Genomic DNA, 22,428 nt, shown 5'->3' with positions numbered 1-22,428 from the left:
GATGCACCCCTTCCTTACTCAGCACTGCTGCTGAAATCGAGATCTTGGCCTGGCTGAAGGGAGATAACTGCCTTCTTCCAGTCATTACGCTTGCCCAGACCGCGAGCAGTGCGCTTGCTCTTACCCAGAACATTCAGGGTAGTAACACGCTCAACTTTCACGCTGAACAGGCTTTCGACGGCCTTCTTGATTTCCAGCTTGGTTGCGTCAGTTGCAACCTTGAAAACGAACTGGCCTTTCTTGTCAGCCAGAACCGTAGCCTTTTCGGAAACGTGCGGGCCAAGCAGAACTTTAAATACGCGTTCCTGGTTCATCCCAGCAGCTCCTCGAATTTCTTCACGGCCGACACGGTGATCAACACCTTGTCGTATGCGATCAGACTAACTGGATCGGAACCTTGCACGTCACGTACATCAACGTGTGGCAGGTTACGAGCAGCCAGGTACAGGTTCTGATCAACAGCTTCGGACACGATCAAAACGTCGGTCAGGCTCATGTTGTTCAGTTTGCCCAGCAGATCTTTGGTTTTTGGACTTTCAACAGCGAAGTCCTGAACCACGACCAGACGATCAGTACGCACGAGTTCAGCAAGGATGGAGCGCAGTGCTGCGCGATACATCTTCTTGTTGAGCTTCTGAGTGTGATCCTGAGGACGAGCTGCGAAAGTGGTACCGCCGCCACGCCAGATTGGGCTACGGATAGTACCGGCACGAGCACGGCCAGTACCTTTCTGACGCCAAGGGCGCTTACCGCCACCACGTACGTCGGAACGGGTCTTTTGCTGCTTGCTACCTTGACGGCCGCCGGCCATGTAGGCCACGACTGCTTGGTGAACCAGCGTCTCGTTGAATTCGCCGCCAAATGTCAGTTCGGAAACTTCGATCGCTTGAGCGTCATTTACATTTAATTGCATGTCAGCTTCCCCTTAACCGCGAGCCTTGGCCGCTGGACGTACAACCAGGTTGCCGCCAGTAGCGCCAGGAACAGCACCCTTGACCAACAACAGATTGCGTTCAGCGTCGACGCGCACTACTTCGAGGGACTGCACGGTCACGCGCTCAGCGCCCATATGACCGGACATTTTTTTGCCCTTGAATACACGACCAGGAGTCTGGCACTGGCCAATAGAGCCCGGGACGCGGTGGGAAACGGAGTTACCGTGAGTGTTGTCTTGACCACGGAAATTCCAACGCTTGATCGTACCCTGGAAGCCTTTACCTTTGGACTGACCGGTTACATCAACCAGTTGACCAGCGGCGAAGATTTCAGCGTTGATCAGATCGCCAGCCTGGTAGTCGCCGTCTTCGAGACGGAACTCCATAACAGTGCGACCAGCTGCAACGTTTGCTTTAGCGAAGTGACCTGCTTGAGCAGCAGTCACGCGCGAAGCACGACGCTCGCCGACAGTGACTTGCACTGCACGATAGCCATCGGTTTCTTCAGTTTTGAACTGGGTGACGCGATTCGGTTCGATCTCAATGACCGTGACCGGAATGGAGACACCTTCTTCGGTGAAAATACGGGTCATACCGCATTTACGACCGACTACACCAATAGTCATGTTGTAAACCTCATGAGTGTACGGGGCTTTCACCCGCTATGGCCGCCCATTTCAGAGCGTTACACGACTAAGACCCAAGTCTTAGCCGAGGCTGATCTGTACTTCCACACCGGCCGCCAGATCGAGCTTCATAAGTGCATCAACGGTTTTATCCGTTGGCTGGACGATGTCCAGTACGCGCTTATGAGTACGGATCTCGTACTGGTCACGCGCGTCTTTGTTGACGTGCGGGGAGACCAGAACGGTGAACCGCTCTTTACGGGTAGGCAGTGGAATTGGACCACGCACTTGAGCACCAGTACGTTTCGCGGTTTCCACGATTTCCTGGGTGGATTGGTCGATCAGGCGATGGTCAAAAGCCTTCAACCTGATACGGATTTGCTGATTTTGCATTGGATTTCAGACTCCGGCTGCTATTCCCAGCGAGCGCAATACGCCCGTTAAAAGGAGGCGCAATTCTATAGACGGCCCAGATAGGTGTCAACCCAATAAAAAAGGCCCCCGCTGAGCGGGGGCCTCTTCAAAACATCAAGGCTATCTCGGAAGAGATAATTACTCGATGATTTTAGCTACAACGCCAGCACCAACGGTACGGCCGCCTTCACGGATAGCGAAGCGCAGACCGTCTTCCATTGCGATGGTTTTGATCAGGGTAACAACCATTTTGATGTTGTCGCCTGGCATAACCATTTCAACGCCTTCCGGCAGTTCGCAGTTACCAGTCACGTCAGTAGTACGGAAGTAGAACTGTGGACGGTAGCCTTTGAAGAACGGAGTGTGACGACCGCCTTCTTCTTTGCTCAGCACGTACACTTCAGCTTCGAACTTGGTGTGCGGCTTAACCGAACCTGGCTTAACCAGAACCTGGCCACGCTCAACGTCGTCACGCTTGGTACCACGCAGCAGAACGCCGCAGTTCTCGCCAGCACGACCTTCGTCGAGCAGCTTACGGAACATTTCAACACCGGTGCAGGTGGTGACGGTAGTGTCACGCAGACCAACGATTTCCAGTGGATCTTGAACCTTAACGATACCGCGCTCGATACGACCAGTTACGACAGTACCGCGACCGGAGATCGAGAATACGTCTTCGATTGGCATCAGGAACGGCTTGTCGATAACACGAACTGGGTCTGGGATGTAGCTGTCCAGAGTTTCAACCAGTTTACGAACGGACGTGGTGCCCATTTCGTTATCGTCTTTGCCTTCCAGAGCCATACGAGCAGAACCGATGATGATCGGAGTGTCGTCGCCTGGGAAGTCGTAAGTGCTCAGCAGATCGCGCACTTCCATCTCAACCAGTTCCAGCAGCTCAGCGTCGTCTACCAGGTCAGCCTTGTTCAGGTAAACCACGATGTACGGAACGCCTACCTGACGGGACAGCAGGATGTGCTCACGGGTTTGTGGCATCGGACCATCAGCGGCAGAGCAAACCAGGATTGCGCCGTCCATCTGGGCAGCACCGGTGATCATGTTCTTCACATAGTCGGCGTGACCTGGGCAGTCAACGTGAGCGTAGTGACGGATCAGCGAGTTGTATTCAACGTGCGCGGTGTTGATGGTGATACCACGAGCTTTCTCTTCTGGTGCGCTGTCGATTTTATCGAAATCAACGATTGCGGAACCGAATACTTCGGAGCAAACGCGAGTCAGAGCAGCAGTCAGAGTGGTTTTACCGTGGTCAACGTGACCGATGGTGCCAACGTTGACGTGCGGTAGGGAACGATCAAATTTTTCTTTAGCCACGACAATTAACTCCTTGCCTAAAGGACTGAATCAGCCTTGTTTTTTGGATACAGTTTCAGCGATGTGCGCCGGAGCTGTGTTGTATTTTTTGAATTCCATAGAGTAGCTTGCGCGACCCTGAGACATGGAGCGAACGTCGGTCGCATAACCGAACATCTCACCCAACGGAACCTCGGCGCGAATCACTTTGCCGGAAACCGTGTCTTCCATACCCAAGATCATGCCGCGACGACGGTTAAGGTCGCCCATGACATCACCCATATAGTCTTCAGGTGTAACAACTTCTACCGCCATGATTGGCTCAAGCAACTCACCACCGCCCTTCTGGGCCAGTTGCTTGGTTGCCATGGAAGCAGCCACCTTAAACGCCATCTCGTTGGAGTCGACGTCGTGGTAAGAACCGTCAAAAACGGTTGCTTTCAGGCCGATCAGCGGATAGCCGGCAACAACACCGTTCTTCATCTGCTCTTCGATACCCTTCTGGATAGCCGGGATGTATTCCTTAGGAACAACACCACCAACTACTTCGTTCACGAATTGCAGACCTTCCTGACCTTCGTCAGCAGGAGCAAAACGGATCCAGCAGTGACCGAACTGACCACGACCGCCGGACTGACGAACGAACTTGCCTTCGATTTCACAGTTCTTCGTGATGCGCTCACGATAGGAAACCTGAGGCTTACCGATGTTGGCTTCGACGTTGAACTCACGGCGCATCCGGTCAACCAGGATGTCCAGGTGCAGCTCGCCCATGCCGGAGATGATCGTTTGACCAGTCTCTTCATCAGTCTTGACGCGGAAAGATGGATCTTCCTGAGCAAGTTTGCCCAGAGCGATACCCATTTTTTCCTGGTCATCCTTGGTCTTAGGCTCTACGGCAACCGAAATAACCGGCTCCGGGAAGTCCATGCGAACCAGGATGATTGGCTTAGCAGCGTCGCACAAAGTCTCACCCGTGGTGACGTCCTTCATGCCGATCAGGGCCGCGATGTCACCAGCGCGTACTTCCTTGATCTCTTCACGGGCGTTTGCGTGCATTTGCACCATACGACCCACGCGCTCTTTCTTACCTTTAACCGAGTTGATCACGCCGTCGCCGGATGCCAACACGCCCGAGTAAACGCGGACGAAGGTCAAGGTACCCACGAATGGGTCGGTAGCGATCTTGAACGCCAGGGCCGAGAACGGCTCGCTGTCGTCTGCATGACGCTCCATTTCTTCTTCCTCGTTATCAGGGTTGGTACCCTTGATAGCAGGAATGTCGGTTGGAGCAGGCAGGTAGTCGATCACAGCATCGAGAACCAGGGGAACACCCTTGTTCTTGAACGAGGAACCGCAAACAGCCAGGACGATTTCACCAGCGATAGTACGCTGACGCAGAGCGGCCTTGATTTCCGCGTTGGTGAGTTCTTCACCTTCGAGGTACTTGTTCATCAGCTCTTCGCTGGCTTCGGCAGCAGCCTCAACCATGTTGTTGCGCCACTCGTCAGCCAGCTCCTGCAGTTCTGCAGGGATAGGCTTACGAACAGGAACCATACCTTTGTCGGAATCATTCCAGTAAACAGCTTCCATGTTGATCAGGTCGATCTGACCTTGGAAGTTGTCTTCGGAACCGATAGCCAATTGGATTGGCACCGGAGTATGACCCAGACGCTGCTTGATCTGACCGATCACGCGCAGGAAGTTAGCGCCAGCACGGTCCATCTTGTTTACGTAAACAAGACGTGGAACGCCGTATTTGTTGGCTTGACGCCATACGGTTTCCGACTGAGGCTCAACACCCGAGGTACCGCAGAACACAACGACAGCGCCGTCGAGTACACGCAGGGAACGCTCAACTTCAATGGTGAAGTCTACGTGGCCCGGGGTATCGATTACGTTGAAGCGGTGCTCGTCTTTGTACTGCTTCTCGGAACCTTTCCAGAAGGCGGTAATAGCAGCAGAAGTAATGGTAATACCACGCTCCTGCTCCTGAACCATCCAGTCTGTGGTCGCGGCGCCGTCATGCACCTCGCCCATTTTGTGACTTTTGCCGGTGTAAAACAGTACGCGCTCGGTGGTGGTGGTTTTACCAGCATCCACGTGAGCAACGATACCGATGTTACGGTAGCGGCTAATCGGAGTAGTACGAGCCATAAAGCCCTCGCAAAATTAGTGAAGCTAAGATTAGAAGCGGTAGTGCGAGAAAGCTTTGTTAGCTTCAGCCATACGGTGCACGTCTTCACGCTTCTTAACAGCAGCACCTTTACCTTCAGCAGCGTCCAACAGTTCGCCAGCCAAACGCAGAGCCATAGACTTCTCGCCGCGCTTACGGGCGAAGTCTACCAACCAGCGCATTGCCAGAGCGTTACGACGGGACGGACGAACTTCGACCGGAACCTGGTAAGTAGCACCGCCTACACGGCGCGACTTCACTTCGACCAGCGGAGCGATGGCGTCGAGAGCTTTCTCGAAGATTTCCAGGGGGTCGCTGTTCTTGCGTTCTTTAACCTTTTCCAGCGCGCCATAAACGATACGCTCGGCAACGGCTTTCTTGCCGCTTTCCATCACGTGGTTCATGAACTTGGCCAGAATTTGGCTTCCGTATTTTGGATCGTCAAGCACTTCGCGCTTGGCTGCTACGCGTCTTCTTGGCATGGATAAGCCCTCAAACGGTCTTCAGGTTCGCTCGGAATCAGTGCCCTTTCGGGACGCCTCCGACCTTACTCTTATCGACTCAGAAAATAAGATGATTCAGTTTTACAAAAAGCCGCTACTACTTAGGCTTCTTGGTACCGTACTTCGAACGACCCTGGTTACGACCTTTAACGCCGGAAGTATCCAAGGAGCCGCGTACGGTGTGGTAACGAACACCTGGCAAGTCTTTTACACGACCGCCGCGGATCAGTACCACGCTGTGCTCTTGCAGGTTGTGGCCTTCACCGCCGATGTACGAGGAAACCTCGAAACCGTTGGTCAGGCGCACACGGCATACTTTACGCAGTGCCGAGTTAGGTTTTTTCGGCGTAGTGGTATACACGCGAGTGCATACGCCACGACGTTGCGGGCAGTTCTGCAGCGCAGGTACGTCGGATTTCTCGACGATACGCTTACGCGGCTGACGTACCAGCTGGTTGATAGTTGCCATCTACTAGCTCCACTGTTGTCTTGCGACGCTATTGTCTTGCAAGAAAAGCAAAATGGCAGGAACGAATTCCCGCCAAATTTAGGGGTACAAGAGTCTAAAGAGGATCTTGCCCCCAGTCAAGGCAAGGCCCCGACCTCCCCTCTCATCGAACCGGGGCAAAATTGCCTCGATCCGACGAATGGGGGCTGCCAGGGCCCAGACTTATTTACCGCAGAACTCAGTTACCGCTTGAGTTCAGCGCTTCGGTCAGTGCAGCTTCCACTTCACTGGCGCTTACGCGCAGCGGTTTGTCAGCATCACGGCGACGCTTGCGCTCGCTGTGGTAAGCCAAACCGGTACCTGCCGGGATCAAACGACCCACGACCACGTTCTCTTTCAGGCCGCGCAGGTAATCGCGCTTGCCGGTTACCGCTGCTTCGGTCAGTACGCGAGTGGTCTCCTGGAAGGAGGCCGCCGAGATGAACGACTCAGTGGACAACGACGCCTTGGTGATACCCAGCAACACACGAGTGAACTTGGAGACAAATTTGTCTTCCGCGCCCAGACGTTCGTTTTCTACCAATACGTGAGTCAGTTCCATCTGGTCGCCCTTGATGAAACTGGAATCGCCGGATTCAGCGATTTCAACTTTACGCAGCATCTGACGCAGGATGGTCTCGATGTGCTTATCGTTGATCTTCACGCCTTGCAGACGGTAAACGTCCTGGATCTCGTTAACGATGTACTTGGCCAGCGCACTCACACCCAGCAAACGCAGGATGTCGTGTGGATCGCTCGGGCCGTCGGAGATAACTTCGCCGCGGTTTACCTGTTCGCCTTCGAAGACGTTCAGGTGACGCCACTTCGGAATCAGCTCTTCATACGGATCGCTACCGTCGTTCGGAGTAATAACCAGACGGCGCTTGCCCTTGGTCTCTTTACCGAACGCGATGGTGCCGCTGACTTCAGCCAGAATCGACGCTTCTTTCGGACGACGAGCTTCGAACAAGTCGGCAACACGCGGCAGACCACCGGTGATGTCGCGGGTCTTCGAAGTTTCTTGCGGGATACGCGCGATAACATCACCGATCGCGATCTTCGCACCATCCGCTACACCGACCAGGGCGTTGGCTGGCAGGAAGTACTGAGCGATTACGTCAGTGCCTGGCAGCAACAAGTCCTTGCCGTTGTCATCGACCATCTTCACGGCAGGACGGATGTCCTTACCGGCAGCTGGACGATCTTTCGCGTCGAGTACTTCAATGTTGGTCATACCGGTCAATTCGTCAGTCTGACGCTTGATCGTGATGCCTTCTTCCATGCCCACGTAGGTCACGGTACCTTTCATTTCGGTAACGATTGGGTGAGTGTGCGGATCCCACTTGGCCACGATTGCGCCAGCGTCGACCTTGTCACCTTCTTTAACCGAGATCACAGCACCGTACGGCAGCTTGTAACGCTCACGCTCACGACCGTAGTCATCAGCGATTGCCAGCTCACCGGAACGGGATACAGCAACCAGGTGGCCATCCACTCGCTCAACGTGTTTCAGGTTGTGCAGACGGACGGTACCGCCATTTTTCACCTGAACGCTGTCGGCTGCGGAGGTCCGGCTTGCCGCACCACCGATGTGGAACGTACGCATGGTCAGCTGGGTACCCGGCTCACCGATGGACTGGGCAGCGATAACGCCGACCGCTTCACCGATGTTCACCTGGTGGCCACGAGCCAAATCACGGCCGTAGCACTTGGCGCAAATGCCGTAGCGGGTTTCGCAGCTGATCGGCGAGCGAACAATTACTTCGTCGATGCTGTTGAGTTCGATGAACTCGACCCACTTCTCGTCTACCAGAGTGCCGGCAGGAACGATAATTTCCTCGGTACCTGGCTTGAATACGTCACGGGCGATTACTCGACCCAGTACGCGCTCACCCAACGGCTCTACAACGTCGCCGCCTTCGATGTGCGGAGTCATCAGCAGACCGTGTTCGGTGCCGCAGTCAACTTCAGTCACAACCAAGTCTTGTGCAACGTCGACCAGACGACGCGTCAGGTAACCGGAGTTAGCGGTTTTCAACGCGGTATCCGCAAGACCCTTACGAGCACCGTGAGTGGAGATGAAGTACTGAAGTACGCTCAAACCTTCACGGAAGTTCGCAGTAATCGGCGTCTCGATGATGGAACCGTCCGGCTTGGCCATCAGGCCACGCATACCGGCGAGCTGACGGATCTGCGCAGCAGAACCCCGTGCGCCCGAGTCGGCCATCATGTACATCGAGTTGAACGACTCTTGATCGACTTCTACGCCATGACGGTCGATAACCTTCTCTTTCGAGAGGTTTGCCATCATCGCCTTCGACACTTCGTCGTTGGCCTTGGACCAAAGGTCGATCACTTTGTTGTACTTCTCGCCCTGAGTTACCAGGCCGGAGGCGTACTGGCTCTCGATCTCTTTCACTTCATCGGTAGCAGCACCGATGATCTGAGCTTTTTCATCCGGGATAACGAAGTCGTTAACACCGATGGAAACGCCGGAAATAGTCGAGTAAGCAAAACCGGTGTACATCAACTGGTCAGCGAAGATCACGGTCTCTTTCAAACCAACCACGCGGTAGCACTGGTTGATCAGCTTGGAGATCGCCTTTTTCTTCATTGGCAGGTTGACGACGTCGTACGACAGACCTTTTGGCACAACTTGATACAACAGCGCACGGCCGACAGTGGTGTCGACGATACGGGTGTTGGTCACGCTGCCGCCGTCACGGTCGTTGACGGTTTCGTTGATCCGCACTTTGACCTTGGCGTGCAGTGCGGCTTCGCCGGCACGGAACACACGGTCAACTTCCTGCAGGTCAGCGAACACACGACCTTCGCCTTTGGCGTTGATCGCTTCACGGGTCATGTAGTACAGGCCCAATACAACGTCCTGCGACGGAACGATGATTGGCTCACCGTTGGCTGGCGACAGAATGTTGTTGGTCGACATCATCAACGCACGCGCTTCCAACTGAGCTTCCAGTGTCAGCGGTACGTGCACGGCCATTTGGTCGCCGTCGAAGTCGGCGTTGTACGCAGCACAGACCAGAGGGTGCAGCTGGATAGCCTTACCTTCGATCAGTACCGGTTCAAACGCCTGGATACCCAGACGGTGAAGGGTCGGTGCACGGTTGAGGAGAACCGGGTGTTCGCGGATCACTTCAGCGAGAACGTCCCAAACCTCTGGCAGTTCGCGCTCGACCATTTTCTTGGCCGCTTTGATGGTGGTAGCGAGACCGCGCATTTCCAGCTTGCCGAAGATGAATGGCTTGAACAGTTCAAGTGCCATCTTCTTAGGCAGACCGCACTGGTGCAGACGCAGGGTCGGGCCTACGGTAATTACCGAACGACCGGAGTAGTCAACACGCTTACCGAGCAAGTTCTGACGGAAACGACCTTGCTTACCCTTGATCATGTCAGCCAAGGATTTCAGAGGACGCTTGTTCGAACCGGTGATAGCGCGGCCACGACGACCGTTGTCGAGCAAGGCATCGACAGCTTCTTGCAACATACGCTTTTCGTTGCGCACGATGATGTCCGGAGCGGACAGATCGAGCAAACGCTTCAAGCGGTTGTTACGGTTGATCACACGGCGGTACAGGTCGTTGAGGTCGGAAGTCGCGAAGCGACCGCCATCCAACGGTACCAGCGGACGCAGGTCTGGCGGCAGAACCGGCAGAACGGTCAGCACCATCCATTCTGGCAAGTTGCCGGAACCCTGGAAGGCTTCCATCAACTTCAGACGCTTGGACAGTTTCTTGATTTTGGTTTCGGAGTTGGTTTGCGGAATTTCCTCACGCAGACGGCCAATCTCGTGTTCCAGGTCGATCGCGTGCAGCAGTTCACGGACAGCTTCGGCACCCATGCGGGCATCGAAATCGTCACCGAACTCTTCCAACGCTTCGAAGTACTGCTCGTCGTTCAGCAGCTGACCTTTTTCAAGGGTGGTCATGCCTGGATCGATAACGACATAGCTCTCGAAATAGAGAACGCGTTCGATATCACGCAGGGTCATGTCCATCAGCAAGCCGATACGGGACGGCAGCGATTTCAGGAACCAGATGTGGGCAACCGGCGACGCCAGCTCGATGTGCGCCATGCGCTCACGACGAACTTTAGCCAGCGCAACTTCAACGCCGCACTTCTCGCAGATCACACCGCGGTGCTTCAAGCGCTTGTACTTACCGCACAGGCACTCGTAATCCTTTACCGGGCCAAAGATCTTGGCGCAGAACAGGCCGTCACGCTCAGGTTTGAACGTACGGTAGTTAATGGTTTCCGGCTTTTTAACTTCACCGAACGACCACGAACGGATCATCTCAGGCGATGCCAATCCAATACGGATGGCGTCGAACTCTTCGACTTGACCCTGGTTTTTCAGCAAATTCAGTAGGTCTTTCAAGGCCTTTCCTCCTGGCGGAGCAGAGAGCGGGCTAAACAGCCCCGCTCTCGATTCGCGTCACGTGTTATTCGGTTTCCAGATCGATATCGATGCCGAGGGAACGAATTTCTTTGATCAACACGTTGAAGGACTCGGGCATGCCCGGCTCCATACGGTGATCGCCGTCCACGATGTTTTTGTACATCTTGGTCCGACCGTTCACATCGTCCGACTTCACTGTGAGCATTTCTTGCAGAGTGTAAGCAGCACCGTATGCTTCCAGTGCCCAGACCTCCATCTCCCCGAAACGCTGACCACCGAACTGAGCCTTACCACCCAGCGGCTGCTGGGTAACCAGGCTGTACGAACCGGTAGAACGAGCGTGCATCTTGTCGTCTACCAAGTGGTTCAGCTTCAGCATGTACATGTAGCCAACAGTAACCGGGCGCTCAAACTTGTTGCCGGTACGGCCGTCGAACAGCTGCATCTGGCCGCTTTCTGGCAGGTCTGCCAGTTTCAGCATGGCCTTGATTTCGCTTTCCTTGGCACCGTCGAACACCGGGGTAGCCATTGGAACGCCGCCGCGCAGGTTCTTCGCCAGGTCCAGGATTTCCTGGTCGGAGAAGGTGTCCAGCTCTTCGTTGCGACCGCCGATCTCGTTGTAGATCTCGTGCAGGAACTTACGCAGGTCTGCGACCTTGCGCTGCTCTTCGATCATACGGTTGATCTTCTCGCCCAGACCTTTGGCCGCGAGGCCCAGGTGGGTTTCAAGGATCTGACCAACGTTCATACGCGAAGGTACGCCCAACGGGTTGAGGACGACGTCGACCGGGGTGCCATTGGCATCGTGCGGCATGTCTTCAACCGGCATGATCACGGAGACCACACCTTTGTTACCGTGACGACCGGCCATCTTGTCGCCCGGCTGGATGCGGCGACGGATTGCCAGATAAACCTTGACGATTTTCAGCACGCCTGGAGCCAGGTCATCGCCCTGCTGCAGTTTGCGCTTCTTGTCTTCGAACTTGTCGTCCAGCAGACGGCGACGATCAACGATGTAGGCCTGAGCCTTCTCGAGCTGCTCGTTCAGAGCATCTTCAGCCATGCGCAGTTTGAACCACTGGCCGTGCTCAAGACCGTCGAGGATTTCGTCGGTGATGTCCTGACCTTTCTTCAGACCTGCGCCGCCTTCGGCCTTGTGGCCTACCAGAGCGGAACGCAGACGTTCGAAGGTCGCGCCTTCAACGATACGGAACTCTTCGTTCAGGTCCTTGCGGATCTCGTCGAGTTGAGTCTTCTCGATGGACAGTGCACGAGCATCACGCTCGACGCCGTCACGGGTGAAGACCTGTACGTCGATGACAGTACCCTTGGTACCGGTAGGTACACGCAGGGAGGTGTCTTTAACGTCGCTGGCTTTCTCACCGAAGATGGCACGCAACAGCTTCTCTTCCGGCGTCAGTTGGGTCTCGCCTTTCGGAGTGACCTTACCGACCAGGATGTCGCCTGCGCCAACTTCAGCACCTACGTAAACGATACCGGCCTCGTCCAGTTTGTTCAGTGCAGCTTCACCCACGTTCGGGATGTCTGCAGTGATTTCCTCTGGCCCAAGCTTGGTGTCACGTGCCACACAGGTCAGTTCCTGAATGTGGATCGTGGTGAAACGGTCTTCTTGAACAACACGCTCGGACAGGCAGATGGAGTCTTCGAAGTTGAAGCCGTTCCATGCCATGAACGCGATGCGCATGTTCTGACCCAGAGCCAGTTCACCCATGTCGGTGGACGGGCCGTCGGCCATGATGTCGCTACGCTGAACGCGATCACCCTTGCTCACCAACGGACGCTGGTTGATGCAGGTGTTCTGGTTCGAGCGGGTGTATTTGGTCAGGTTGTAGATGTCGACACCGGCTTCGCCAGTTTCAACTTCGTCATCGGCAACACGAACCACGATACGGCTGGCATCAACAGAGTCAATCACGCCGCCACGACGAGCCACGACGCAAACGCCGGAGTCACGCGCTACGTTACGCTCCATGCCGGTACCTACCAGCGGCTTGTCAGCACGCAGAGTCGGTACAGCTTGACGCTGCATGTTGGAACCCATCAACGCACGGTTGGCGTCATCGTGTTCCAGGAACGGGATCAGCGACGCTGCAACAGAAACTACCTGCTTGGGCGAAACGTCCATCAAGGTGACGTCTTCCGGCGCCTTAACGGTGAACTCGTTCAAGTGACGAACAGCTACCAGCTCGTCGATCAGGACTTTCTTGTCGTTCATCGTGGCCGAAGCCTGAGCGATCACGTGATCAGCTTCTTCGATGGCGGACAGGAACACGATCTCGTCGGTGACCAGAGCGTCTTTCACTACGCGGTACGGGCTCTCGAGGAAACCGTACTGGTTAGTGCGCGCATAAGCGGCCAGGGAGTTGATCAGACCGATGTTCGGACCTTCCGGCGTTTCGATCGGGCAAACACGACCGTAGTGCGTCGGGTGAACGTCACGAACTTCAAAGCCTGCACGCTCACGCGTCAAACCGCCTGGGCCCAGTGCGGAAACACGGCGCTTGTGGGTGATTTCGGAGAGCGGGTTGTTCTGGTCCATGAACTGCGAGAGCTGGCTGGAACCGAAGAACTCTTTCACCGCCGCAGCCACTGGCTTGGCGTTGATCAGGTCTTGCGGCATCAGGCCTTCGCTTTCAGCCATCGACAGACGCTCTTTGACCGCACGCTCTACACGTACCAGGCCAACGCGGAACTGGTTCTCAGCCATTTCGCCTACGCAGCGAACACGACGGTTACCCAGGTGGTCGATGTCATCGACGATGCCTTTACCGTTACGGATGTCGACAAGAGTCTTCAGTACCGCGACGATGTCTTCCTTGCACAACACGCCCGAACCTTCGATCTCGGTACGACCGATACGACGATTGAACTTCATCCGGCCGACCGCAGACAGGTCATAGCGCTCAGGGCTGAAGAACAGGTTGTTGAACAGGGTCTCGGCAGCGTCTTTGGTTGGTGGCTCACCAGGACGCATCATGCGATAGATCTCGACCAGCGCTTCCAATTGGTTGCTGGTGGAGTCGATCTTCAGTGTGTCGGAGATGAACGGACCGCAGTCGATGTCGTTGGTGTACAGCGTCTCGATGCGAACAACCTGGGCCTTGGCGATTTTTGCCAGGATCTCGGTGTTCAGCTCGGTGTTGCACTCAGCCAGGATTTCACCTGTCGCCGGGTGAACGATGACCTTGGCGGTGGTGCGACCCAGGACGTAGTCCAAAGGCACATCCAGCGACTTGATACCGGCTTTTTCGATCTGGTTGATGTGGCGCGCAGTAATACGGCGGCCGGCTTCAACGATGACCTTGCCGTTTTCATCCTGGATATCTAGGACAGCAATTTCACCACGCAGACGCGAAGCAATCAGTTCCAGGCTGAGGGTTTCATCCTTCAGGCTGAACACGTTGGTGGTGTAGAAGGCATCCAGCACTTGCTCGGTGGTATAGCCGAGCGCGCGCAGCAGTACCGAGGCCGGCAGCTTGCGACGACGGTCGATACGCACGAACACGCAGTCTTTCGGGTCGAACTCGAAGTCCAACCACGAACCGCGGTACGGAATGATCCGCGCGGAGTACAGGAGCTTACCGGAGCTGTGCGTCTTGCCGCGGTCGTGGTCAAAGAACACGCCCGGGGAACGGTGCAGCTGGGAAACGATAACGCGCTCGGTACCGTTAATAACGAAGGTACCGTTTTCAGTCATCAATGGGATTTCGCCCATGTAGACTTCTTGCTCTTTGATGTCCTTGATCGCTTTGTTCGACGATTCTTTGTCGAAAATGATCAGACGGACTTTTACCCGCAAAGGTACGGCGTACGTAACACCGCGCAACACGCATTCTTTGACATCAAATGCCGGTTCGCCCAGGCGATAACCGACGTACTCCAGCGCAGCATTGCCGGAGTAGCTGATGATCGGGAAAACGGATTTGAAGGCCGCATGCAGGCCCACGTCGCGGAACTGATCTTTAGTCGCTCCCGCTTGCAAGAATTCACGATACGAATCCAGCTGGATAGCCAGAAGGTACGGGACATCCATGACGTCCGGCAACTTGCTAAAGTCCTTGCGGATACGTTTTTTCTCAGTATATGAGTAAGCCATCAGCGTTCCCCAGCTTGGTCACCTGCTTGTTTGGCCCCTCCCGACGGGAGCAGCCAGAAAATCTCGCAAACCCCATGGTTTGCACCACCGCATCGGGTGGCTACAGCGCGTTAGTGGCGGCGACCGAGTCGACAGCCAAGAACGGAAAAAGGCCGGTGGCAAGAGCCACCAGCCATCAGCCTTCAGCTTAACGCTTGGGCTGGAGACGCAAGGTCGATGCTTACTTCAGCTCGACTTTAGCGCCTGCTTCTTCCAGCACTGCTTTGGCTTTGTCAGCTGCGTCTTTGGACACTGCTTCCAGAACCTGGGCAGGAGCGCCGTCAACTACAGCCTTGGCTTCTTTCAGGCCCAGACCGGTCAGTTCACGAACTGCCTTGATCACGTTTACTTTCTTCTCGCCAGCTTCCAGCAGCATGACGTTGAATTCGGTTTGCTCTTCAGCAGCAACAGCAGCAACAGCTGGGCCAGCGGAAGCAGCGGCAGCGGAAACGCCGAATTTTTCTTCGAAAGCTTTGATCAGCTCAACAACCTGCAGAACCGACATTTCAGCTACGGCGTTGAGGATATCTTCTTGGGAGATAGACATTACTGTATTTCCTGAATTGGGGGACGGCCTACGCGGCCATCGAAATAAACAAAAATACGCGAAAGGAGGTGCTCAGCCTTAGGCTGCGGCAGCTTCTTTTTGCTCGCGAACTGCAGCCAGAGTACGAGCCAGCTTGCTGGTAGCGCCTTGAATCACGCTCATCAGCTGCGAAATAGCTTCGTTACGGGTCGGCAGTGTTGCCAGTACGTCGATTTGGTTAGCTGCGAGGAACTTGCCCTCGAACGCAGCTGCCTTGATCTCGAACTTATCCTGACTCTTGGCGAATTCCTTGAACAAACGGGCAGCAGCGCCTGGATGTTCTTTGGAGAACGCGATCAGAGTCGGGCCGGTGAACACGTCGTTGAGGACACTGTATTCAGTGTCAGCAACAGCGCGCTTGAGCAGGGTGTTACGTACAACACGTACGTATACGCCAGCTTCACGAGCCTCTTTACGGAGTCCGGTCATAGCGCCTACTGTCACACCACGGGCATCAGCCACGACAGCGGACAGAGCAGCTTTGGCAGCCTCGTTGACTTCAGCGACGATGGCCTTCTTGTCTTCGAGATTAATTGCCACGGGTTTAACTCCTGCTTGTTACCGTTTCATCTGGCCGAAGCCGGATGTCGTTTTGGTGTCTGATTCGGTAAGGAACCGGGAGCACCATCTGCGTAGGCTTGTGGTTTAAGACTTGCGCCGCCTACGGTCTTGGATAGCCCCCGCCAGGCAGGGACCCCAATTTTTTCAATCAGCGCGATCGCTCGCGCCAACTTGTGTCTTATACGTCCAGCGAGCCTTGGTCGATGACCAGACCTGGGCCCATAGTGGTGCTCAGGGTAACGCGCTTAACGTAGATACCTTTCGAGGAAGCTGGCTTGATACGCTTCAGATCAGCGATCAGGGCTTCAACGTTTTCCTTCAGCTTGACGGCATCAAAGCCGACTTTGCCAACGGAGGTGTGAATGATGCCGTTTTTGTCGGTGCGATAACGAACCTGACCAGCCTTGGCGTTTTTAACCGCGGTAGCTACGTCTGGGGTTACGGTGCCGACTTTAGGGTTAGGCATCAGACCACGTGGACCGAGGATCTGACCTAACTGACCTACAACGCGCATTGCATCCGGGGAGGCAATAACTACGTCGTAGTTCAGGTCGCCGCCTTTCATTTCGGCAGCCAGGTCGTCCATGCCAACGCGGTCGGCGCCGGCGGCCAGAGCAGCTTCAGCTGCCGGGCCTTGGGTGAAGACAGCAACACGTACAGTCTTGCCAGTACCGTGTGGCAGCACAGTAGCGCTACGAACGACCTGGTCGGATTTACGTGGGTCAACACCCAGGTTTACAGCAACGTCAACGGACTCGCTGAACTTGACAGTCGACAGCTCGGTCAGCAGGGCAGCAGCGTCTACAAAGTTGTAGGCCTTGCCTGCTTCGATTTTGCCGGCGATAGCCTTTTGGCGCTTGGTCAGCTTAGCCATTACACACCCTCCACGTTAAGGCCCATGCTACGAGCAGAACCGGCGATGGTACGCACGGCTGCATCCATATCAGCTGCAGTCAGATCCGCGTTTTTGGTTTTCGCGATTTCTTCCAGCTGAGCACGAGTTACGGTGCCAACCTTAACGGTGTTAGGACGAGCGGAACCGCTAGTCAGACCTGCAGCCTTCTTCAGCAAAACCGAAGCCGGGGTCGACTTGGTTTCGAAAGTGAAGCTACGGTCGCTGTATACAGTGATGATCACTGGAGTCGGCAGACCTGGCTCAAGACCCTGAGTACGGGCGTTGAAGGCCTTGCAGAATTCCATGATGTTCACGCCGTGCTGACCCAGAGCTGGGCCGACAGGTGGACTTGGGTTGGCCTGAGCGGCCTTCACTTGCAGCTTGATGTAAGCGGTAATCTTCTTGGCCATGAGGCACTCCAATTACGGGTTCAAACGCCTCGAAAGGCTCCCCGGTTACTTGCGCGTTTATCCCAGTGACGACAAAACCCCACAGCCTAGGGCTGCGGGGTTGGGATGCTTGCTCAGCTAGACCTTTTCGACCTGGCTGAACTCCAGCTCTACCGGAGTAGAGCGACCGAAAATGAGCACCGCCACTTGGATCCGGCTCTTTTCGTAGTTAACTTCTTCGACAGTGCCGTTGAAATCAGCAAACGGACCATCTGTGACACGAACAACCTCACCCGGCTCGAACAACGTCTTCGGCTTAGGCTTGTCGCTACCGTCAGCAACACGACGCAGAATCGCTTCTGCCTCTTTGTCAGTGATCGGAGCAGGCTTATCAGCAGTACCGCCGATGAAACCCATGACACGAGGAGTGTCCTTGACCAAGTGCCAAGTACCTTCATTCATGTCCATCTGAACCAGCACGTAGCCAGGGAAGAACTTACGTTCGCTTTTACGCTTTTGGCCATTCCGCATTTCAACCACTTCTTCAGTGGGAACCAGAATTTCGCCGAAGCCATCTTCCATGCCTGCCAGCTTTACGCGCTCTAGCAAAGAGCGCATGACATGCTTCTCGTAACCCGAGTAAGCATGCACAACGTACCAACGCTTAGCCACGGGACACCCTTAGCCAACAATCAAGGAAACAAGCCAGCCGAGCAGGGAATCAAGCCCCCACAACAGCAACGCCATAACCAGAACAACAGCCACAACAATCAACGTGGTCTGCGTGGTTTCTTGGCGAGTCGGCCAAACGACTTTACGGATTTCTGTGCGAGCTTCCTTTACCAGGACTGCGAAAGACTTGCCTTTGGCAGTCTGCAGGCCTACAAAGGCAGCTACAGCAGCAAGGGCGAGCAAAGCGAGTACGCGGTACAGGATCGGCGAAGCAGAATAGTACTGATTACCAACAACGCCTACGACCACCAATGCGACTACAGCAAGCCACTTGACCAGATCGAAACGAGAGCTTTGAGCTTCAGCCTTAGGAGTCATCTATGAAGATCCTGTGAAAAGAAAGCCAGACACACCACGTGAATCTGGCAGGTCAGGAGGGAATCGAACCCCCAACCTACGGTTTTGGAGACCGTCGCTCTGCCAATTGAGCTACTGACCTAAAACAAAATCAGGCCGACCATTATGCAGGCCTGAAAAAGACTTTACAACAACCAACCCCTAGAGACTTGAAATCACCCGACATTCACGCCAGGCAGAACACTATCAAGCCGAGTTAGCTGTTAAAACAAAGGCAGATATTTTCATATCTGCCTTGTTATATGGAGCTCTTGAGCGGATTTGAACCGCTGACCTCACCCTTACCAAGGGTGTGCTCTACCAACTGAGCTACAAGAGCAAAACACCTTGCACAACCTGCAAACTTGGAGCGGGTAGCGGGAATCGAACCCGCATCATCAGCTTGGAAGGCTGAGGTTCTACCACTAAACTATACCCGCGGAGCTTGCAGCTCACGCTAAAAATGGTGGAGGGGGAAGGATTCGAACCTTCGAAGTCGTAGACGTCAGATTTACAGTCTGATCCCTTTGGCCGCTCGGGAACCCCTCCTAAGCGAGCCGGCATTCTACATCACGCCGACCTTCTGTCAAGCATTTTCTCATTAAAAATATGAGGTTAGCTGCGTTGACCTTCGCTTCACGCTGTAGACCGTAAAGGTCTTCACTGCGAAGCGGGCGCCATTCTATGCAAACTATTCGACACTTGCAACGCCTTCGCACAACATTATTTTATGTTTTAACTCATTGAATTCCTTAGCAAGGTTTTCAAAGGGCAGATCATCGGCCAGTCGCCTGCTTTCAGGGGACACACGCAGCCAATAGCCAGTAGTGCCAGGTACATTGAGCAGTTGCACCTTGACCTTTATATCCAGGCTCATGAGACGCTGCTCAAGCAACTGCGCTTGTCGCTGATCAGCAAAGCCACCTATGTATAAGCATGTATTTTGCGGCTCAGGGGCGTTTGCCCGGTCACGGCGGACAACCGAATCAGAAGACTCACTCAACAGCCGGATGTCCTGCTGAGAGCCGCGATAGAGGCTCAGAGGCGTAACGTCCTTGGCGCGCAACGGCGCCTCTTGTTGATGCCAGATGTAATAGAAGGCATTGAGAACGAGCAAGAGCAAAAACAGCCAACGCATAAAAAACCTCAGAACAAAGGGCACGCCATCGCCAGTCCCACAAAAACCAGATCCGGAACAAAGCGAGCCTGCGGTACGGCATCCGAGACCAGGTCAGCATCCCCGCCCGTCAGGAAGACGGTGAAATCCTCCCCCCAATAGCGCCGAGCCAACTCAAGCTGGGTCAATACAAACCCCCGAAGCATGAGCGTGCAGCCACGCTCAACGGCCTCAACGGTGGTTCGACCTGGGGAAAGATGCTCCATGGCCTGCTCTGCTGCGGCATCGTCGTAGCGAATCTTGCGTGTGTGTGTTCGCAGCTGACTGCGCATCAGGGGCATTCCAGGGCATATAAAGCCTCCTAGATGCTCACCATCAGCAGCGATAAAGTCCGCAGTCGCGGCGGTACCGAAGTCGAGCACCAAGCAAGCACCCGGCGCCAACTTGAAACCGCCAAGCATTGCTAACCAGCGATCAAGCCCGAGGCGCTCGTACTCTTCATAACCGTTGCGCACTCCCGCCATTTCTCTCGCTGAGGCAGCGCAAGCCACTGTGACACCAAATGCCTCCTGCAATGCCTCAACCAACTTTCCCGTTTCCTCTGAAGCACGAACGCTTACCAGACGGCATCGCGTCAGCAGCAGACCCTGAATTGCGGTCAGACTTTCTATTAATGCGAGATCTGAACCGACAACACCCTCTGCGCAGGCGCCAACACTCTGCGCATCGAGCACCCGCCACTTGATAAAGCTATTTCCACAGTCGAGCTCAAGAATCATCGCGCAGCCTCAGGCTTAACTCACCACCGCTATATATTTTCTCGACACCATCGACATTCAGACGCAGCGCGCCCTGGTGATCAATCCCCAGCACAACCCCATCAATCTGATTGACGCCTGCAATGAGAGTCACAGCCCTACCCTGCCACAAATGATTTCGCTCCCACTCCTCCTGCAACGCACTAAAGCCAAAGGCCTTGTGGCGCTCCAAGTGGCTTTGCAGCTGCAGGCTTAGCTGCGCAACCAAGTAATTACGATCGACGGGCGCACCCGTTTCCAATTGCACTGAGGTCCACTGCTGATCTACCTCGGCAGCTTGCTGCATGTTCACATTAATGCCTATCCCGAGCACCACGTGGCAGATGTCTGCAGGGTCACCCACCAACTCAAGCAAGATGCCGGCAATTTTCTTGCGTCCTACGAGGACGTCGTTTGGCCACTTCAGGGCCGCGCCCTGCACACCCAAATCACGCAGCGCTTGCATGACCGCCAATCCCACTACAAGACTAAGACCCTCCAGCTGACGCAGCCCACCCTCGATGCGCAATACAAGGCTGTAGTAGACATTCTGAGCGAATGGACTCACCCACGTGCGGCCCCGCCTCCCCCTGCCGGCCGTCTGCTGCTCAGCAAGCACCAGAAATGGCGCAGCAACACCTGCGTCGACAAAACGCAAGGCTTCAGCATTAGTGGAGTCGATAGAGTCAGAGATGTGGACGGGCCATGCCAAAGAAGCGGCATTCACCGCAATCTCTTCCTTGCTCAGAAACACCAGCGGCGAAGCCAACTGGTACCCCTTGCCGCGAATTTTATGAATGGGCAAATTCAGCTCTGCCTCAAGGTGCTGGAGCTGCTTCCAAACAGCACTGCGGCTGACACCCAGGGCGGCACCCAGCGCTTCTCCGGAATGAAATCGGCCATCTTTCAGAAGTTCTAACAACGTCAGCATGCAAGTATCGCCTCACAATGAGGCACGCATGATAGCCATGCGCAAGGCCATTGCATAGAAAGGCCGGGATTTAGCGCCCATGGCCCGGAGGTAGCGGGAAGTTTGGGAGCTGGGCCTATCAGGAAAGCACACATTATCGTTGGCGCATCGCGATGCCTTCATACCTGCACTTTTCGACCGCCCAAAACAAAACCCCTGTTTGCGTTAGCAAACAGGGGCTCTGGAATTTAATCTTGACGATGACCTACTCTCACATGGGGAAACCCCACACTACCATCGGCGATGCATCGTTTCACTGCTGAGTTCGGGATGGGATCAGGTGGTTCCAATGCTCTATGGTCGTCAAGAAATTCGGGTACTGAGTCGTGACCTGATGGCCTCGCTTCAGCAAATTGGGTATGTGACAGCTTTCGGTGTTTTGTGAGATTCGAACTTTCGGTTCATTTCGTCTTCACACACCGCAATCTGGTCTCTTTGCCTTTCAGCGCAGAGCATGCAAATTGCTTGGGTGTTATATGGTCAAGCCTCACGGGCAATTAGTATTGGTTAGCTCAACGCCTCACAGCGCTTACACACCCAACCTATCAACGTCGTAGTCTTCGACGGCCCTTCAGGGAACTCAAGGTTCCAGTGAGATCTCATCTTGAGGCTAGTTTCCCGCTTAGATGCTTTCAGCGGTTATCTATTCCGAACATAGCTACCCGGCAATGCCACTGGCGTGACAACCGGAACACCAGAGGTTCGTCCACTCCGGTCCTCTCGTACTAGGAGCAGCCCCTCTCAAATCTCAAACGTCCACGGCAGATAGGGACCGAACTGTCTCACGACGTTCTAAACCCAGCTCGCGTACCACTTTAAATGGCGAACAGCCATACCCTTGGGACCGGCTTCAGCCCCAGGATGTGATGAGCCGACATCGAGGTGCCAAACACCGCCGTCGATATGAACTCTTGGGCGGTATCAGCCTGTTATCCCCGGAGTACCTTTTATCCGTTGAGCGATGGCCCTTCCATACAGAACCACCGGATCACTAAGACCTACTTTCGTACCTGCTCG

Annotated in this window: 19 protein-coding genes, 4 tRNA genes and 2 rRNA genes (1 of these 25 running past the window's edge); all 25 read right to left on the bottom strand. The window is 54.8% G+C overall.

The window, feature by feature from the left end:
- Positions 1-14: 14 nt before the first annotated feature.
- On the bottom strand, positions 15-314 hold the full coding sequence (rplW, locus tag AACV02_RS19325; protein WP_002555488.1) for a 50S ribosomal protein L23: 300 nt from the start codon (positions 312-314) through the stop codon (positions 15-17).
- Complete coding sequence (gene rplD, locus AACV02_RS19320; protein WP_017135963.1) at positions 311-913, bottom strand: 50S ribosomal protein L4; 603 nt, start codon at positions 911-913, stop codon at positions 311-313. Before rplD ends, rplW begins: the two co-directional genes overlap by 4 nt.
- 12 nt (positions 914-925) lie before the next feature.
- Complete coding sequence (gene rplC, locus AACV02_RS19315) at positions 926-1,561, bottom strand: 50S ribosomal protein L3 (RefSeq protein ID WP_003194649.1); 636 nt, start codon at positions 1,559-1,561, stop codon at positions 926-928.
- An 81-nt stretch (positions 1,562-1,642) separates the two neighbouring features.
- Positions 1,643-1,954 (bottom strand): 30S ribosomal protein S10, encoded by a 312-nt coding sequence (gene rpsJ, locus AACV02_RS19310; RefSeq protein WP_003186070.1) that lies wholly within the window; start codon positions 1,952-1,954, stop codon positions 1,643-1,645.
- Between the two features lie 159 nt (positions 1,955-2,113).
- Positions 2,114-3,307, bottom strand: coding sequence for an elongation factor Tu (gene tuf / locus AACV02_RS19305; protein ID WP_003176426.1), 1,194 nt, complete (start codon positions 3,305-3,307; stop codon positions 2,114-2,116).
- A 30-nt stretch (positions 3,308-3,337) separates the two neighbouring features.
- Positions 3,338-5,443 (bottom strand): elongation factor G, encoded by a 2,106-nt coding sequence (gene fusA, locus AACV02_RS19300; RefSeq protein WP_106580215.1) that lies wholly within the window; start codon positions 5,441-5,443, stop codon positions 3,338-3,340.
- A 30-nt stretch (positions 5,444-5,473) separates the two neighbouring features.
- Positions 5,474-5,944, bottom strand: coding sequence for a 30S ribosomal protein S7 (rpsG, locus tag AACV02_RS19295; RefSeq protein WP_002555493.1), 471 nt, complete (start codon positions 5,942-5,944; stop codon positions 5,474-5,476).
- Positions 5,945-6,062: 118 nt separating this feature from the next.
- A complete protein-coding gene (gene rpsL, locus AACV02_RS19290) occupies positions 6,063-6,434 on the bottom strand; it encodes a 30S ribosomal protein S12 (RefSeq protein WP_002555494.1) in 372 nt (123 codons plus the stop codon).
- 217 nt (positions 6,435-6,651) lie between these two features.
- Positions 6,652-10,851, bottom strand: a complete 4,200-nt coding sequence (rpoC, locus tag AACV02_RS19285) for a DNA-directed RNA polymerase subunit beta' (protein ID WP_015886137.1) — start codon at positions 10,849-10,851, stop codon at positions 6,652-6,654.
- A 64-nt stretch (positions 10,852-10,915) separates the two neighbouring features.
- The gene (gene rpoB, locus AACV02_RS19280; protein WP_053258275.1) at positions 10,916-14,989 is read right to left on the bottom strand and encodes a DNA-directed RNA polymerase subunit beta; all 4,074 of its coding nucleotides are present in this window, start codon (positions 14,987-14,989) and stop codon (positions 10,916-10,918) included.
- Positions 14,990-15,209: 220 nt separating this feature from the next.
- The gene (rplL, locus tag AACV02_RS19275) at positions 15,210-15,575 is read right to left on the bottom strand and encodes a 50S ribosomal protein L7/L12 (protein WP_010566858.1); all 366 of its coding nucleotides are present in this window, start codon (positions 15,573-15,575) and stop codon (positions 15,210-15,212) included.
- Positions 15,576-15,653: 78 nt separating this feature from the next.
- Positions 15,654-16,154 (bottom strand): 50S ribosomal protein L10, encoded by a 501-nt coding sequence (gene rplJ / locus AACV02_RS19270; RefSeq protein ID WP_010174464.1) that lies wholly within the window; start codon positions 16,152-16,154, stop codon positions 15,654-15,656.
- 199 nt (positions 16,155-16,353) lie between these two features.
- Positions 16,354-17,049, bottom strand: coding sequence for a 50S ribosomal protein L1 (rplA, locus tag AACV02_RS19265; RefSeq protein ID WP_003232403.1), 696 nt, complete (start codon positions 17,047-17,049; stop codon positions 16,354-16,356).
- Positions 17,049-17,480, bottom strand: a complete 432-nt coding sequence (gene rplK, locus AACV02_RS19260) for a 50S ribosomal protein L11 (protein ID WP_003176435.1) — start codon at positions 17,478-17,480, stop codon at positions 17,049-17,051. Before rplK ends, rplA begins: the two co-directional genes overlap by 1 nt.
- A 117-nt stretch (positions 17,481-17,597) precedes the next feature.
- Positions 17,598-18,131, bottom strand: a complete 534-nt coding sequence (gene nusG, locus AACV02_RS19255) for a transcription termination/antitermination protein NusG (RefSeq protein ID WP_003176436.1) — start codon at positions 18,129-18,131, stop codon at positions 17,598-17,600.
- A gap of 9 nt (positions 18,132-18,140) precedes the next feature.
- Positions 18,141-18,509 carry a preprotein translocase subunit SecE gene (gene secE, locus AACV02_RS19250; RefSeq protein ID WP_003194658.1) on the bottom strand — a complete coding sequence of 123 codons (369 nt, stop codon included), beginning with the start codon at positions 18,507-18,509 and terminating at the stop codon, positions 18,141-18,143.
- A 45-nt stretch (positions 18,510-18,554) separates the two neighbouring features.
- Positions 18,555-18,630 (bottom strand) — tRNA-Trp (locus AACV02_RS19245).
- Between the two features lie 161 nt (positions 18,631-18,791).
- A tRNA-Thr gene (locus tag AACV02_RS19240) sits at positions 18,792-18,867 on the bottom strand.
- 26 nt (positions 18,868-18,893) lie between these two features.
- Positions 18,894-18,967, bottom strand: a tRNA-Gly gene (locus AACV02_RS19235).
- A 24-nt stretch (positions 18,968-18,991) separates the two neighbouring features.
- Positions 18,992-19,076, bottom strand: a tRNA-Tyr gene (locus AACV02_RS19230).
- A gap of 142 nt (positions 19,077-19,218) precedes the next feature.
- On the bottom strand, positions 19,219-19,665 hold the full coding sequence (locus AACV02_RS19225) for a hypothetical protein (RefSeq protein WP_106580213.1): 447 nt from the start codon (positions 19,663-19,665) through the stop codon (positions 19,219-19,221).
- 8 nt (positions 19,666-19,673) lie between these two features.
- On the bottom strand, positions 19,674-20,423 hold the full coding sequence (locus tag AACV02_RS19220; RefSeq protein WP_119741366.1) for a pantothenate kinase: 750 nt from the start codon (positions 20,421-20,423) through the stop codon (positions 19,674-19,676).
- Positions 20,413-21,372 carry a bifunctional biotin--[acetyl-CoA-carboxylase] ligase/biotin operon repressor BirA gene (gene birA / locus AACV02_RS19215; RefSeq protein WP_119741364.1) on the bottom strand — a complete coding sequence of 320 codons (960 nt, stop codon included), beginning with the start codon at positions 21,370-21,372 and terminating at the stop codon, positions 20,413-20,415. Before birA ends, AACV02_RS19220 begins: the two co-directional genes overlap by 11 nt.
- Before the next feature lie 231 nt (positions 21,373-21,603).
- A 5S ribosomal RNA gene (gene rrf, locus AACV02_RS19210) occupies positions 21,604-21,719 on the bottom strand.
- A 168-nt stretch (positions 21,720-21,887) separates the two neighbouring features.
- Positions 21,888-22,428 (bottom strand): 23S ribosomal RNA (locus AACV02_RS19205) (it continues 2,351 nt past the right edge of the window).

Origin of the sequence: Pseudomonas sp. Larv2_ips, from assembly GCF_963879675.1 — a bacterium.
Classification (GTDB): Bacteria; Pseudomonadota; Gammaproteobacteria; order Pseudomonadales; family Pseudomonadaceae; genus Aquipseudomonas.
This window is presented reverse-complemented; position numbering and strand designations above follow the sequence as displayed.